We start from the raw sequence: 14,569 nt of genomic DNA, 5'->3' as shown, positions 1-14,569 counted from the left end.
GGAAGACAGGACTAAAGACTGTCGGAGCTGACCGGTACTAATAAGCCGATAACTTGATAATCACTACACTCATACCGTTGTAAAGGCTGGTAGGAGTGGCCAGAGATTGCTTGCGTCCACTTTGTGGTTCCCAGAAGACGGGCACCCCGCATCCTCCTTCGGCAGGAGCGGAACAATTGAATACACGCACGGCGTGTAACCCAGATTTGACCATGTGCCCTCGGGTGCGTGTGTCGCCAGGGTTACGGCGGCCATAGCGAGAGGGAAACGCCCGGTCACATTCCGAACCCGGAAGCTAAGACTCTCAGCGCCGATGGTACTGCAGGGGGGACCCTGTGGGAGAGTAGGACACCGCCGGACACCATTCACGATGGCCACCCAGAAATGGGTGGCCATCGCTGTTTAACCGGTCGGTCTCTGTTCGAGGACGAACAGTACCGGCCGGAGCGACGATGACCGTCGTCGCCCGACTCCGGAACGAGGAGCAGCGATGACTCAGCACGACCCGACGCCCTCTCCGGAATCGAGGCCGCTCCAGAACGGCTTCGACGTCGTGGAGGAACACGTCCTGTCAGACGAGCTCCTCCGGATCGAGCAGACTGCGCTCGACGAGAGGGCAGCCGGATACGTCCAGCTGCAGGAGCAGCTGCGCATCCGACTCGAGAACGCGGACCGCGAGCGATGACCGAAGACTCGCGACTCGACTCGGCTCTCGCCGAACGTGGCATCGCCCGGTCCCGCACCCATGCCGCTCGGATGATCGCCGACGGTCTGGTGACGGTGGACGGCGTCCCTGCACTGAAGCCCTCGATCCGCGTCCGCGACGATCAGGACGTCGCGGTCGCCGGCCTCGACCACTACGTCAGCCGAGCCGCCCACAAGCTGCTCGCCGCCCTCGACACCTTCGCGACGGTGCGAGTCGCCGGCCGGAACGCTCTCGACGTCGGGGCGTCGACGGGCGGGTTCTCGCAGGTCCTGCTCGAGCGCGGCGCCGCCTCGGTGATCGCGCTCGACGTCGGGCATGCCCAGCTCGCTCCGCGGATCCGGTCCGACGATCGCGTCCACGTGGTGGAGGGGTTCAATGCGCGGGATCTCACCGCCGCCCGGCTCGCCGAAGCCGCCAGGACCGCGATCGTGCCGGACCTGGTCGTGTCCGACGTGTCCTTCATCTCCCTGCGGATGGTTCTGCCTCCGGTCGCCGCCTCTGTGGATCCGCTCGCCGACTTCGTGGTGCTGGTGAAGCCGCAGTTCGAGGTCGGCCGCTTGGGAGTGCGGGAGGGGATCGTCCGGGATCCCGAGCTGCGTCGCGAGGCCCTCTCGGACGTCCTGTGGTCGGCGTGGGACCTGGGGCTCGGCGTCGTCGGCCTGGCCGAGTCGCCACTCCCGGGGGGCGCTGGGAATCGCGAGTATCTGGCGCACCTCCACCGCGACCGTGGAACGATTCCGACAGAATGGAGGGACGCGGTCACCGCGCTCACCACCGGATGACGCGATCGTGTCCGCCGCTGTCGACCGACCAGAAGGACACACCCTCGATGCAGTCCCCTCGTGACGAGCGCAACATCCTCGTCGTCGCCCACACCGGACGGACGGACTCCCTCGATGCGGCGGTCCTCGTCGTCGAGCGCCTCCGGAACTCCGGCGCCCACCCCGTCCTCTGCGCCGACGACAAGGGCGACATCGTCGCGGTCGCTCCGGATCTGAGCGACGTCGCCGTGCTCGGGTCCGACGTGCCGCTCGAGTCCATCGAGCTCGTGTTCGTGCTCGGCGGGGACGGGACCATCCTCCGCGCAGCGGAGATCGTCCGGTCCGGGACGGCCCCTCTGCTCGGCGTGAACCTCGGCCACGTCGGGTTCCTCGCGGAGAGCGAGCGGGACGATCTCGACGACGCCGTCGCCCGTGCGCTCGACGGCGACTACGCGGTCGAGGAGCGGATGACCCTGCAGGTGCGCGTCAAGATCGACGAGGCCGTCGTCTACGAGACCTGGGCGCTCAACGAGGCGACCGTCGAGAAGGGCAGCCGCGAGCGGATGCTCGAGGTCATGGTGGGCGTCGACGGACGTCCGCTGTCGAGCTTCGGCTGCGACGGCATCGTCGTGTCCACTCCGACCGGTTCCACCGCTTACGCCTTCTCCGGGGGCGGCCCCGTCGTGTGGCCGACCGTCGAGGCGATGCTCCTCGTTCCGCTCAGTGCCCACGCGCTCTTCGCGCGGCCCCTCGTCGTGGGCCCGTCGTCGAGCCTCGCCGTCGAGGTCAAGGAGAGGACCGACGGCGTCGGCGTCCTCTGGGCCGACGGCCGGCGCGCCTACGAGCTGCCGCCGGGAGCGCGCGTCGTCTACCGGCGCTCGCCCGTGCCCGTGCGCTTCGCACGCCTGCACGACGCCCCCTTCACCGATCGACTCGTGCACAAGTTCGGTCTCCCCATCCGCGGATGGCGGGGGTCGGCGGAGACGGAGTAAGGCCCGATGCTCGAAGAGCTGCAGATCCGCGACCTCGGAGTCATCGCCGAGGCGACGCTCCCGCTCGGACCGGGCTTCACCGCGGTCACCGGCGAGACCGGCGCCGGCAAGACGATGGTGGTCACGGCGCTCGGCCTCGTGCTGGGCGCGCGCTCGGACGCGTCCGCGGTGCGCTCGGGAGCGAAGCAGGCCTGGGTGTCGGGGCGCTGGCTGGTCCCCGAGGAGGGCCCGGTCGCCGAGCGCGTCCACGACGCCGGCGGCGATCTCGACGGCCCGGAGCTGCTCCTCGCGCGGTCCGTCTCGGCGGAGGGACGCGGGCGAGCCGTCGTCGGCGGCCGGAGCGCACCGGTCAGCGTGCTGAGCGAGCTCGCCGATCAGCTGGTCGTCGTGCACGGGCAGTCGGACCAGATCCGCCTCCGCTCCGCCGCGGCGCAACGCGAGGCGCTCGACCGGTTCGGCGGACCCGGTCTCGCCGACGCCCTCCGCGACTACGCGAGCGCCTTCGAGCGCTGGCGGGCCAACCGGGAGGAGCTCGATTCGCTCACCGAGGCCCGGGAGACGCGCGCCCGCGAAGCCGAACGGCTCCGCTCCGCCCTCGCCGAGATCGAGGTGGTCGCCCCCCAGCGCGGGGAGGACGTCGAGCTCGCGGCGCAGTCCGCCCGGCTCGGGAGCATCGAGCAGCTGCGGCTCGCCGCCGGCGAGGCCCGCGAGGCGATCTCGTCCGAGGAGCTGGACGGGCGGGACGCGCTCGGGCTCCTCGAGACGGCGCGGCGCGTGCTGGAGCGGGCGGCCGAGCACGACGCCGCCCTGCAGCCGACGGTCCAGACGCTCGGCGAGGCGGCGGTGCTCCTCGTCGACGCCGCCGGCGGGCTCTCCTCGTACCTGGCGGAGCTCGACCTCGACGGCGCGCACGACCTGGAGCTGATCGAGAACCGGCGGGCGGAGCTGTCTCTGCTCGCCCGCACCTACGGACCGACGCTGGACGACGTGCTCGACCTGGTGGACTCCTCCGGACTCCGCCTGCTCGAGCTCGACGGCGACGACGAGAGGATCGCGGCTCTCGAGGCAGACACCGCTGCCGACGCGGACCTCGTCGACCGCCTCGCGACCCGGCTGACCGAGCTGCGGACCGCGGCGGCCGCCGAGCTGGGGGAGCGGGTCAGCGACGAGCTCACCGCGCTGGCCATGGCGGATGCGCACCTGCACGTGAAGGTGACGGCCGCGGGGGAGCCGAGCGTCCACGGGCGCGACTCCGTCGAGATGCTGCTCCAGCCGCACACCGGGGCCGCACCCCGGCCCCTCGCCCGCGGAGCCTCGGGAGGCGAGCTCTCGCGGGTGATGCTCGCGATCGAGGTCGTGGTCGCCGCCAACGACCCCGTGCCGACGTTCGTCTTCGACGAGGTCGACGCAGGGGTCGGCGGAGCGGCGGCGATCGAGATCGGCCGACGGCTCGCGCGGCTCGCCGAGACGTCGCAGGTCATCGTGGTGACCCACCTCGCGCAGGTCGCCGCATTCGCCACGAACCACCTCCGCGTCGAGAAGGGCTCGGACGGCGCGGTGACCTCGAGCGCCGTGACGCAGCTCGACTCCGAGGAGCGGGTGTCCGAGATGGCGCGCCTGCTCTCGGGGCTCACCGACTCCGCCAACGCTCTCGCTCATGCGCGGGAGCTCCTCGAATCGAGTCGGCGGGGCTGATCGCGAGCGGCCCGGGACGACATCGATCCGTCCCGGGCGGTCCGCCGCCGCCGTTCTGCTGTTACGGTGGAACCCCGTGGTGGACTTTACGAACGCGGGCCTTTCCTCTTCTTCTCCCTCGGATCCCGAGGGCTCCTCCGGGTCCTCGACCCGGAGCGCTTCGACGGCCGGGCAGGACGCCCCCTCGAAGATCACGAAGCACATCTTCGTCACCGGCGGTGTCGTCTCCTCGCTCGGCAAGGGACTCACTGCCGCGAGCCTGGGCAACCTGCTGACCGCGCGCGGGCTGCGCGTCGTCATGCAGAAGCTCGACCCGTACCTCAACGTGGACCCGGGGACGATGAACCCGTTCCAGCACGGCGAGGTCTTCGTGACCGACGACGGCGCCGAGACCGATCTCGACATCGGCCACTACGAGCGCTTCCTCGACATCAACCTGAACCAGGCCGCGAACGTCACGACCGGCCAGATCTACTCGCGGGTCATCGCGCGGGAGCGCGCCGGCGAGTATCTCGGCGACACGGTCCAGGTCATCCCGCACATCACGGACGAGATCAAGCGGCGCATGCGCCTCCAGTCGGAGGACGACCCGCAGCCGGACGTCATCATCACCGAGATCGGCGGCACCGTCGGCGACATCGAGAGCCAGCCGTTCATCGAGTCGGCCCGCCAGGTCCGCCACGAGCTCGGCCGCCGCAACGTCTTCTTCGTGCACGTCTCGCTGGTGCCCTTCATGGGCGCCTCCGGCGAGCAGAAGACCAAGCCCACCCAGCACTCCGTCGCGGCGCTGCGCTCGATCGGCATCCAGCCGGACGCCCTGGTGCTGCGGAGCGACCGGCCCGTCTCGGAGTCGAACAAGCGCAAGATCGCGCTGATGTGCGACGTCGACGAGCAGGCCGTGGTCAACGCCAAGGACGTCGCGTCGATCTACGAGATCCCGCAGATGCTCAACGAGCAGGGCCTCGACGCCTACATCATCGACCAGCTGGGCCTCCCGGCCGGCGAGGTCGTCTGGGACGGCTGGTCGCGACTGCTCGAGGCCGTGCACGAGCCCAAGCACGAGGTCACCATCGGCCTGGTCGGGAAGTACATCGACCTGCCCGACGCCTACCTCTCCGTGACGGAGGCTCTGCGGGCCGGCGGCTTCGCGCAGCAGACGAAGGTCGCCATCCGCTGGATCGCCTCCGACGGGCTCGAGGACCCCGAGGCTGCGGCCAAGGCGCTCTCCGAGCTCGACGGCATCTGCGTGCCCGGCGGCTTCGGCATCCGCGGCATCGAGGGCAAGCTCGGCGCGCTGCGCTTCGCGCGGGAGAACGGGATACCGACCCTCGGGCTCTGCCTCGGCCTGCAGTGCATGGTCATCGAGTACGCCCGCAACGAGGCCGGCCTCGAGGGGGCCTCGTCGTCGGAGTTCGACCCGGAGACGGAGTTCCCCGTCATCGCGACGATGGCCGAGCAGGTCGAGATCCTCGCGTCCGGGGACATGGGCGGCACGATGCGCCTCGGCCTCTACACGGCCGAGCTCGCCGAGGGCTCGATCGTCGCCGAGGTGTACGGCGCACCTGAGGCTGCCGAGCGCCACCGTCACCGCTACGAGGTCAACAACCGCTACCGCGACCGGATCGCCGAGGCGGGGCTCTGGTTCTCGGGCCTCTCGCCCGACGGCCACCTCGTGGAGTACGTCGAGCTGCCCCGCGAGAAGCACCCCTACTACGTGGGCACGCAGGCGCACCCGGAGCTTCGCTCGCGCCCGAACGCCGCGCACCCGCTCTTCCGCGGCCTCGTGACCGCCGCCCTCGAGCGCCAGGAGGCCTCGCGCCTCTTCCCGGCATCGGAGGCGGGCGCCGATGAGTGAGCCGCTGTCGGACGAGCTCGTCGAGCCGGAGGTCCTGACCAGTGAGCGCGTCTTCGACGGGATGGTCTGGGGCGTCCGCGCCGAGACGTTCCGCTACGGCGGCGGCGAGCTGCGCCGGGAGTTCCTCGATCACACGGGAGCCGTCGCCGTGCTGGCCCTCGACGACGAGGACCGCGTCGCCCTGATCAAGCAGTACCGGCACCCTGTCCGCACCCGCGAGTGGGAGATCCCGGCCGGCCTGCTCGACGTGGAGGGCGAGGATCCCCTGGTCGCCGCTCAGCGGGAGCTGGGCGAGGAGACGGACCTGCAGGCCGAGCGCTGGGACCTGCTCTCGGAGTTCGCCACCTCGCCGGGCGGCAGCGACGAGGTCATCCGGATCTACCTGGCCCGCGGGCTCTCGTCCACCGGCTCCGCCTTCGACCGCGAGGCGGAGGAGGCCGACATGGAGCTGCGGTGGGTGCCGCTGGACGAGGCGGTCGAGGCGGTCCTCGCCCGCCGGGTGCAGAACCCCTCGCTGACGATCGCGGTGCTCGCGGCGCACGCGTTCCGCTCGCGCGACTGGGACGGGCTGGGCGACGCGTCCTCGCCGTGGACGCGCCACCCGCGGGTCCGCCACCCCCGGGGGTGAGCCCCCACGCCTGCGCCGAGGCGTACCTCCGGCAGGCGAGCGTGGAGCGCGGGCTCTCGGCGCACACGCTCGCGGCCTACCGGCGCGACCTGGAGCTCTACCTCGGCTGGCTCGAGGAGCGCGGGACCGTCGATCTGGCGGAGCTCGGACGGGTCGACGTGGGGGAGTTCTCCTCCTGGCTGGCCGCACGCCCGGAGCGGCCGCTCGCGGCGAGCTCGCGCGCACGGATCCTCTCGAGCGTCCGAGGGCTGCACCGCTTCGCCCTCGAGGAGGGGGTCGTCGCGGACGACGTTGCCCGGGACGTGGTGCCGCCGAAGATCCCGATGACCCTGCCGAAGGCGGTCACGGTCGAGCAGATGGCGGCACTGCTCGACGCGGCGCGCGGCGAGGAGCTCGCGGACCTGCGGGACCGGGCCCTGCTGGAGCTGCTCTATGCGACGGGCGCGCGCATCTCGGAGGCGGTGGACCTGAACGTCGACGACGTGGTCGCCGCGGAGGTGGTGCGGCTGACGGGCAAGGGGTCCAAGCAGCGGATGGTGCCGCTCGGCCGCTTCGCCCGCGAGGCGGTCGACGAGTACCTCGTCCGTGCGCGGCCCGAGCTCTCGCGGAGGGGGCGCGCGACGCCGGCGCTCTTCCTGGGGGTCCGCGGGAGCCGCCTGTCGCGGCAGAGCGCCTGGCTGGTCATCCGCGCCGTCGCCGAGAAGGCCGGGCTGGACCGGGAGATCTCGCCGCACACCTTCCGGCACTCGTTCGCGACCCACCTGCTCGCGGGCGGTGCCGACGTCCGCGTGGTGCAGGAGCTCCTCGGGCACGCCTCGGTGGCGACGACGCAGATCTACACGCTGGTGACGGCGGACACGCTCCGGGACGTCTACACGTCCGCGCACCCGCGAGCGCGGCGCTAGAGCCGCGGCCCCGCGCGGCGGGGCGCGGCGGCCGGGGAGCGGGGCGCCGGTACACTCGTCGGAGGCCGCGCGGGAGCGCACGCCGCCACGGAAGCGAGGACGACGCAGGTGACACGCAAGACGGACGACAAGGCCGAGCTCACCGGTCTCGAAGCCCCGACGCTCGGCCCGACCGGCCGCCCCCTGCGCGAATTCCCGCTGCCGGTGGAGCTCACCGGTCACGGCCCCGCTCGAATCATCTCGCTCTGCAACCAGAAGGGCGGCGTCGGCAAGACGACGACGACCATCAACCTGGGCGCGACCCTCGCCGAGTACGGCCGCCGCGTGCTGGCCATCGACTTCGACCCGCAGGGCGCCCTCTCGGCCGGCCTCGGGGTCACGACCTACGACGCCATCACGATCTACGACCTGCTCCTCGGCACCGTGAAGGACCCGGCCGAGGCGATCCGGAGGACCCGCGTGCCGGGCCTGGACGTCATCCCGGCCAACATCGACCTCTCCGCCGCCGAGGTCCATCTCGTCAACGAGGTCGCGCGCGAGCAGATCCTCGCTCGCGTGCTCCGCAAGGTGAGCGCGGACTACGACGTCATCCTGATCGACTGCCAGCCCTCGCTGGGCCTGCTCACGGTCAACGCGCTCACCGCGAGCCACGGCGTCCTCATCCCGCTCGAGTGCGAGTTCTTCGCGCTGCGCGGCGTCGCCCTGCTGATCGAGACGATCGACAAGGTCCGCGACCGGCTCAACCCGGTGATCGAGCTCGACGGCATCCTGCCCACGATGTACGACTCCCGCACCCTGCACTCGCGGGAGGTGCTCGACCGGGTGGTCGACGCCTTCGGCGACAGCGTGCTCGAGACGGTGATCGGCCGCACGGTGAAGTTCCCGGACGCCAGCGTGTCCGGCGTCCCGATCACCCAGTTCGCGCCCGAGCACAACGCCGCGAAGGCGTACCGCAAGCTCGCCAGGGAGCTGATCTCGCGTGGCGCGGTCGCCTGAGGTCCTCCTCGAGGAGCGCGCCGCTCCCATCGGGTTCCACCTCGCGCTGACCAACTTCGAGGGTCCGTTCGACCTCCTGCTGAGCCTCATCGCGAAGCAGCAGGTCGACATCACCGAGATCGCGCTGCGCGCCGTGACGGACGAGTTCCTCTCGTACCTGCACGGGATCGACTCGCTCGAGGGGCTGGACCGCGCGTCGGAGTTCCTCGTCGTCGCCGCGACGCTCCTCGACCTGAAGATCGCCGGACTCCTGCCCCAGGGCGAGCTCGTGGACGCGGAGGACGCGGCGCTGCTGGAGGCGCGAGACCTGCTGTTCGCCCGGCTCCTGCAGTACCGGGCCTTCAAGCAGGTGTCGTCGTGGTTCGCCGAGCGGATCGCGATCGAGACCGCCCGCCACGTGCGGGACGTGCCTCTGGAGGAGGAGTACCGGTCCGCGAAGCCGGAGCTCGTCTGGACCCTGTCGCCCGCCGACTTCGCCGCCCTCGCGACCGTCGCCCTCGCTCCGCGCGAGCTGCCGACGGTGGGCCTGGACCACCTGCACGCCCCGCAGATCAGCATCCGGGAGCAGGCCGCCCACGTCGTGGCGGTGCTGCGCGCCCGCGGGAGGGCCACCTTCGGCGAGCTGATCGCGGACGCCGACGAGAAGGGCGTGATCGTCGCGCGCTTCCTGGCCGTGCTCGAGCTCTACCGGCACGCCGCGATCTCGTTCGACCAGCCGGAGCCGCTCGGCGAGCTCACGCTGCGCTGGGTCGCCGAGCAGTGGAGCGATGCGAGCCTCGCCGCGCTCGGAGCCGACTATGACTCCTGACGCCGGCCCCGGGACCGTCGCGTTCGAGATCGACCGGGCGATCGAGGCGATCCTGATGGTCGCGGACGAGCCGCAGCCGCTCGCCTCCCTCGCGACCGCGCTGTCGAGGCCGATCGCCGTGGTCCGCCAGTCGATCGAGCGCCTGGTAGCCGACTACGACGGCGCCGACGGGGCGATCCGCCGGGGCTTCGAGCTGCGCGAGGTCGGTGCCGGCTGGCGGATCTACGTGCGCCGCGAGTACGACCCGGTGGTCAGGGACTTCGTCCTGACGCAGAACCCGACGCGGCTCTCGCAGGCGGCGCTCGAGACGCTCGCCGTGATCGCCTACAAGCAGCCGGTCTCGCGCGGTCAGGTCGCGCAGATCCGCGCGGTCAACGTCGACTCCGTCGCGCGCACCCTCCTCGGCCGCGGCCTCATCGCGGAGGTCGGCCACGACCCCGAGACGGGCGCGGTCCTCTACGGCACCACCGAGCAGCTGCTCGTGCACCTCGGCCTCACCTCGCTCGACGAGCTGCCGAAGATCTCCCCCCTACTGAGCGACGGAAGAGACGGATTCGATGAGCGCGCCTGACAGCGGCCCCGACGGCGAACGACTGCAGAAGGTCCTCGCGGCAGCGGGGGTCGCCTCCCGACGAGTGGTCGAGGAGATGATCGTGGCGCGGCGGATCCGCGTCAACGGCGAGGTGGCGGACGAGCTCGGCCGCCGCATCGACCCGGCGACCGACCGGATCGAGGTCGACGGGGTCGCGGTGCAGCTGGACACCTCGCGCCGCTACGTCATGCTCAACAAGCCGATCGGCGTCGTCAGCTCGCTGGCGGACGAGAACGGACGCACCGACCTCAGCCTCTACACGAAGAACTTCGAGGAGCGGCTGTTCAACGTCGGGCGCCTCGACGCCGAGACCTCGGGCCTGTTGGTGCTGACCAACGACGGCGAGCTCGCCCACGTCCTCGCGCACCCGTCGTTCGGAGTGACGAAGACCTACATCGCGAAGGTGCACGGGCAGGTGCTCCCGCAGACGATCGCGACGCTGACCACCGGGATCGAGCTCGACGACGGACCGGTGGCCGCCGACAAGGCGCGTCTCCTCGGCCGGCCGGAGGGCCGCTCGAACGCCTCGCTCGTCGAGATCACCCTGCACTCCGGTCGCAACCGGGTCGTCCGCCGGATGATGGCGGCGGTCGGCCACCCGGTGATCGAGCTCGTCCGGCGCCAGTTCGGGCCGCTGCACCTGGGCACCCTGCGCTCGGGCGATCTGCGCGACCTGACCCGGGAGGAGCTGGGCGCGCTGCTCACGATCGCGCGGCAGGGCGGCGAGGCGGTGGCGGCCGCTCCCGCGGTCCCCTCGAAGAAGGCGAGCGCGGGTGCGCGGCGGCCCCGGCCTGACAGCGGCGAGCGCGTCGCCCCGGCGGAGCGCGGCTCGGCCGGGCGATCCTCGGATCGCGGCGGATCGTCCGGACGGTCGTCCGACCGCGGCGGCTCGGCGGGACGGTCGTCCGATCGCGGCGGCTCCTCCGCCGGCGGCGGGCGGAGCGACGGTCCTCCGCGCCGGTCCGGCGCCGACAAGCAGCGCCGTGCCGATCGCTAGGCTGTCGGGGTGAACGAGCTCCTGCACCCCGCGCCGCCCGCGATGCGGACGACCGGGACGGTGCGGGTGGTCGGCTCCGGACTGCTCGGCGCCTCCATCGGCCTCGGCCTCGCCTCCCGCGGGATCGACGTCGTCCTCGACGACGCCTCGCCCGCGAGCCTCTCTCTCGCCATCGACTACGGGGCCGGCCGCGCCGCCTCCGCCGACGACCGGCCCTCCGTCGTCGTCGTCTGCGTCCCCCCTGACGTCACCGCGAGCGTCGTCGAGCGCGAGCTCGCGGCGCATCCCGGAGCCGTCGTCACCGACGTGGCGAGCGTCAAGACCCAGCCGCTGCGCGAGCTGCGCTCCCGCGGCGTCGACCTCGCCCGCTACATCGGCTCGCACCCGATGGCCGGCCGCGAGCGCGGCGGACCGGTCGCCGCGCGGGGAGACCTCTTCGTCGGCAGACCCTGGGTGATCTGCCGCGACGGCGAGACCGCGCCCGACGCGCTCGCGCGGGTGGAGGGCCTCGCTCTCGACCTCGGCGGCACCATCGTCGAGATGGACCCGGAGGAGCACGACCTCTCGGTCGGCCTCGTCTCGCACGCCCCGCAGGTGATCTCGTCACTGCTCGGCCAGCGCCTCCTCGACGCCCCGAACGCGGCGCTCCGCCTCGCCGGGCAGGGCGTCCGCGACGTCTCGCGCCTGGCGGCCTCGGCCCCCGAGCTCTGGATGCAGATCCTGGCCGCGAACCGCGAGCACGTCGTCGCGGTGCTCGACGCCTTCCGCGACGACGTCGCCGCGGTCGCCGATGCTCTCCGCGACCTCGAGGCGCCCGGCTCGCGCCGCGTGCTCGCCGAGCACCTGGCCGCGGGCAACGCCGGAGTGGCGCGCCTGCCCGGCAAGCACGGCCAGGACCAGCGCTTCTCGACCCTGATCGTCCTCGTCGACGACTCTCCCGGAACCCTCGCGCGGCTCCTGGTGGAGATCGGCGAGGCGGGCGTCAATCTCGAGGACGTGCGCCTCGAGCACGCGCAGGGGCGCCGAGTGGGTCTCGCCGAGATCTCGGTGGTGCCCGAAGCGGTCGCGCCGCTGACCGAAGAACTGACCCTACGCGGCTGGAGGATCGCCGGATGAGCACCGAGCAGAACAGGCAGGAGGGCGGCCTGAACAGGATGACGCCCGCCCGCCGGGCACAGCAGAGCATCCCGGAGGACGGGGGCGCGGCTCCCGAGCGCGAGGCGCGCTCCGAGGCCGCCGAGCAGGGCGACTTCGGCGAGGCCGTCGTGGTCGCCATCGACGGCCCGGCCGGCAGCGGCAAGTCCAGCGTGTCGAGGGCTGCCGCCCGCCGCCTCGACTTCGAGTTCCTCGACACGGGAGCGGCCTACCGCGCGCTCGCCTGGCACGGGCTCGACCGCGGCCTCGACTTCGAGGACCAGGACGCGATCGTCGACGCGCTCGACGGCTTCGACTACTCCATCGGCACCGACCCCGAGTCGTACTCGGTGTGGGTCGGTCCGACCGAGGTGACCGCCGCCATCCGCGAGCCCCGGGTGACCGCGCGCGTCTCGGCCGTGGCGAAGGTCCCCGAGGTCCGTCGGAGGATCACACTGCTGTTCCGGAGGATCATCGGCGAGACGCGTCGGGAGGGCATCATCGTCGAGGGCCGCGATATCACGACGGTCGTCGCACCGACCGCTCCGGTCCGGATCCTGCTGACGGCGAGCGAAGAGGCTAGAATGGCCAGGCGTTCGCGCGAGGTCACCACGGAATCCGCCGAGGCGACGGGTCAGGCGCTGCGGTCGAGGGACCGCGCCGACTCGCAGGTGGTCGACTTCATGAACGCCGCAGAAGGAGTCACTCTTCTCGACTCCACTCATCTCGACTTCGAGCAGACCGTCGACGCGGTCGTCGCCGAGGTCCGAACTTCGAGAGCAAGGGCCGGTCATGGCACAGGACACGCACGTCGGTGACGACGAGCTGAACTTCGGAGACGACGACCTCGTCGAGCGCCTCGGCGACCTCGACGAGCAGCTCGCCTCCTCACGCGCGCAGGCGCTCCGCAGCGGACTCGAGGACTACGACCTCGACGAGGAGGACCTCGACCTCCTCGAGTTCGCCGGGGAGGACTCGGACGAGGTCCGCTACCTCCCCGCCCTCCCGGTCGTGGCGATCGTGGGCCGCCCCAACGTCGGCAAGTCCGCGCTGGTGAACCGCATCCTCGGCCGCCGCGAGGCCGTCGTCGAGGACACCCCGGGCGTCACGCGCGACCGCGTGTCCTACAAGGCGGAGTGGATCGACAGGGCGTTCACCATCGTCGACACCGGCGGCTGGGAGCCCGACGCCCGCGGCATCGACGCCTCCGTCGCCATGCAGGCCGAGATCGCCATCGACCTCGCCGACGCCGTCATCTTCGTCGTCGATGCGAACGTCGGCGCGACCGCGACCGACGAGCACGTCGTGAAGCTGCTGCGCAAGACGAAGAAGCCGGTCTTCCTCGCCGCCAACAAGGTGGACGACGCCCGCCAGGAGCCGAACGCCGCCTCGCTGTGGTCGCTCGGCCTGGGCGAGCCCCGCCCCGTCTCGGCCGTCCACGGCCGCGGCGTCGCCGACCTGCTCGACGCGGTGCTCGAGAAGCTCCCTCTGGAGTCGGCCGTCGCCAAGCGCGAGGTCGGCGGACCGCGCCGCGTCGCGATCCTCGGCCGCCCGAACGTCGGCAAGTCCAGCCTGCTCAACAAGGCGGCGGGGGAGGAGCGGGTCGTCGTCAACGAGCTCGCTGGCACCACGCGCGACCCGGTCGACGAGCAGGTCGAGATCGCCGGCAAGGTCTGGCGCTTCGTCGACACCGCGGGCATCCGCCGCCGCGTGCACCTCCAGCAGGGCGCCGACTTCTACGCGTCGCTGCGCACCTCGACCGCGCTCGAGAAGGCCGAGGTCGCCGTCGTCGTCCTCGACGTCTCGCAGCCGATCTCGGAGCAGGACGTCCGCATCATCGACCTGGTGCTGGAGTCGGGCCGGGCGCTCGTGCTCGCCTTCAACAAGTGGGACCTCCTCGACGACGAGCGCCGCCGCTACCTCGAGCGCGAGATCGAGACCGACCTCGCCCACGTGGCGTGGGCGCCCCGCGTCAACATCTCGGCCCGCACCGGCCGCCACCTCGAGAAGCTCGTGCCGGCGCTCGAGCTCGCGCTCGAGTCGTGGGACACGCGCATCCCGACGGGCAAGTTCAACGCGTTCCTCGCCGAGCTCACCGCGGCGCACCCGCACCCCCTCCGCGGAGGCAAGCAGCCCCGCGTGCTCTTCGGCACGCAGGCCTCGTCGCGCCCGCCGACATTCGTGCTCTTCACGACCGGGTTCCTCGACCCGGGCTACCGCCGCTACATCGCGCGCCGCCTGCGCGAGATCTACGGCTTCCAGGGGTCGCCGGTGAACGTCAACATGCGCGTCCGCGAGAAGCGCGCGCGCTGAGCGCAGCCGCACCGTGTCCGGCCCGTGGGAGCTCCTCCCGCGGGCCGTCCGCGTCTCCGGGGGGAGCGGTCGTCGAGTCGCGGGGGCGGATGCTGCTCCGATGCGGCCCGATCGAGCAGGTCGGCCTCCTTGCGAGCGGGAGCGACGGGCGGCGCGGCGCTGCCGCCTACACGGCGGCCTCCCTCGA

At 71.9% G+C, this 14,569-nt stretch carries 13 protein-coding genes, 1 rRNA gene and 1 pseudogene; all 15 read left to right on the top strand.

Annotated features, from left to right (window positions below; translation table 11 throughout):
- Window positions 1-243 precede the first annotated feature (243 nt).
- The 15 genes and pseudogenes from rrf to der all read left to right on the top strand — a co-directional run bounded on the left by rrf (window position 244) and on the right by der (window position 14,382).
- Window positions 244-360 (top strand): 5S ribosomal RNA (gene rrf / locus C5C55_RS07135).
- A gap of 130 nt (window positions 361-490) precedes the next feature.
- Window positions 491-685, top strand: a complete 195-nt coding sequence (locus C5C55_RS07130) for a hypothetical protein (RefSeq protein ID WP_104233395.1) — start codon at window positions 491-493, stop codon at window positions 683-685.
- Window positions 682-1,488, top strand: coding sequence for a TlyA family RNA methyltransferase (locus C5C55_RS07125; protein ID WP_104233394.1), 807 nt, complete (start codon window positions 682-684; stop codon window positions 1,486-1,488). Before C5C55_RS07130 ends, C5C55_RS07125 begins: the two co-directional genes overlap by 4 nt.
- Window positions 1,489-1,535: 47 nt before the next feature.
- Entirely contained in the window at window positions 1,536-2,459 is a 924-nt protein-coding gene (locus tag C5C55_RS07120; protein ID WP_104222498.1) for an NAD kinase, read from the top strand.
- A 6-nt stretch (window positions 2,460-2,465) separates the two neighbouring features.
- Window positions 2,466-4,154: a DNA repair protein RecN gene (recN, locus tag C5C55_RS07115; protein WP_104233393.1), complete on the top strand. Its 1,689-nt coding sequence runs from the start codon at window positions 2,466-2,468 to the stop codon at window positions 4,152-4,154.
- 190 nt (window positions 4,155-4,344) lie between these two features.
- Window positions 4,345-6,009 carry a CTP synthase gene (locus C5C55_RS07110; protein WP_104222604.1) on the top strand — a complete coding sequence of 555 codons (1,665 nt, stop codon included), beginning with the start codon at window positions 4,345-4,347 and terminating at the stop codon, window positions 6,007-6,009.
- The gene (locus C5C55_RS07105; RefSeq protein WP_104233392.1) at window positions 6,002-6,637 is read left to right on the top strand and encodes an NUDIX hydrolase; all 636 of its coding nucleotides are present in this window, start codon (window positions 6,002-6,004) and stop codon (window positions 6,635-6,637) included. The genes C5C55_RS07110 and C5C55_RS07105 overlap by 8 nt, the downstream gene beginning before the upstream one ends.
- A complete protein-coding gene (gene xerD / locus C5C55_RS07100; protein ID WP_104233391.1) occupies window positions 6,634-7,542 on the top strand; it encodes a site-specific tyrosine recombinase XerD in 909 nt (302 codons plus the stop codon). Before C5C55_RS07105 ends, xerD begins: the two co-directional genes overlap by 4 nt.
- A gap of 108 nt (window positions 7,543-7,650) precedes the next feature.
- Window positions 7,651-8,538, top strand: a complete 888-nt coding sequence (locus tag C5C55_RS07095; RefSeq protein ID WP_104233390.1) for a ParA family protein — start codon at window positions 7,651-7,653, stop codon at window positions 8,536-8,538.
- Entirely contained in the window at window positions 8,522-9,346 is an 825-nt protein-coding gene (locus C5C55_RS07090) for a ScpA family protein (protein ID WP_104233389.1), read from the top strand. The genes C5C55_RS07095 and C5C55_RS07090 overlap by 17 nt, the downstream gene beginning before the upstream one ends.
- Window positions 9,336-9,917 carry an SMC-Scp complex subunit ScpB gene (gene scpB, locus C5C55_RS07085; RefSeq protein WP_104233388.1) on the top strand — a complete coding sequence of 194 codons (582 nt, stop codon included), beginning with the start codon at window positions 9,336-9,338 and terminating at the stop codon, window positions 9,915-9,917. The genes C5C55_RS07090 and scpB overlap by 11 nt, the downstream gene beginning before the upstream one ends.
- Window positions 9,904-10,674, top strand: a pseudogene (locus C5C55_RS07080) (pseudouridine synthase); the annotation flags it as partial. The gene scpB and the pseudogene C5C55_RS07080, both read left to right, overlap by 14 nt.
- Before the next feature lie 303 nt (window positions 10,675-10,977).
- Window positions 10,978-12,051, top strand: a complete 1,074-nt coding sequence (locus tag C5C55_RS07075; protein ID WP_104233408.1) for a prephenate dehydrogenase — start codon at window positions 10,978-10,980, stop codon at window positions 12,049-12,051.
- Complete coding sequence (cmk, locus tag C5C55_RS07070; RefSeq protein WP_244229618.1) at window positions 12,048-12,887, top strand: (d)CMP kinase; 840 nt, start codon at window positions 12,048-12,050, stop codon at window positions 12,885-12,887. Before C5C55_RS07075 ends, cmk begins: the two co-directional genes overlap by 4 nt.
- Complete coding sequence (gene der, locus C5C55_RS07065) at window positions 12,862-14,382, top strand: ribosome biogenesis GTPase Der (protein ID WP_104222506.1); 1,521 nt, start codon at window positions 12,862-12,864, stop codon at window positions 14,380-14,382. The genes cmk and der overlap by 26 nt, the downstream gene beginning before the upstream one ends.
- The last annotated feature ends 187 nt before the right edge of the window (window positions 14,383-14,569 follow it).

Origin of the sequence: Rathayibacter sp. AY1C2, from assembly GCF_002931195.1 — a bacterium.
Taxonomy (GTDB): Bacteria; Actinomycetota; Actinomycetes; order Actinomycetales; family Microbacteriaceae; genus Rathayibacter.
Note: the sequence above shows the minus strand (reverse complement) of the source record. Positions and strands in the feature narration are given on the sequence as shown.

What these genes read in the sequence shown, in the direction of transcription:
- C5C55_RS07130 (WP_104233395.1), top strand. Translation starts at nt 491, where the DNA reads ATGACTCAGCACGACCCGACGCCCTCTCCGGAATCGAGGCCGCTCCAG.
- C5C55_RS07125 (WP_104233394.1), top strand. Translation starts at nt 682, where the DNA reads ATGACCGAAGACTCGCGACTCGACTCGGCTCTCGCCGAACGTGGCATC.
- C5C55_RS07120 (WP_104222498.1), top strand. Translation starts at nt 1,536, where the DNA reads ATGCAGTCCCCTCGTGACGAGCGCAACATCCTCGTCGTCGCCCACACC.
- recN (WP_104233393.1), top strand. Translation starts at nt 2,466, where the DNA reads ATGCTCGAAGAGCTGCAGATCCGCGACCTCGGAGTCATCGCCGAGGCG.
- C5C55_RS07105 (WP_104233392.1), top strand. Translation starts at nt 6,002, where the DNA reads ATGAGTGAGCCGCTGTCGGACGAGCTCGTCGAGCCGGAGGTCCTGACC.
- scpB (WP_104233388.1), top strand. Translation starts at nt 9,336, where the DNA reads ATGACTCCTGACGCCGGCCCCGGGACCGTCGCGTTCGAGATCGACCGG.
- C5C55_RS07075 (WP_104233408.1), top strand. Translation starts at nt 10,978, where the DNA reads ATGCGGACGACCGGGACGGTGCGGGTGGTCGGCTCCGGACTGCTCGGC.
- cmk (WP_244229618.1), top strand. Translation starts at nt 12,048, where the DNA reads ATGAGCACCGAGCAGAACAGGCAGGAGGGCGGCCTGAACAGGATGACG.
- der (WP_104222506.1), top strand. Translation starts at nt 12,862, where the DNA reads ATGGCACAGGACACGCACGTCGGTGACGACGAGCTGAACTTCGGAGAC.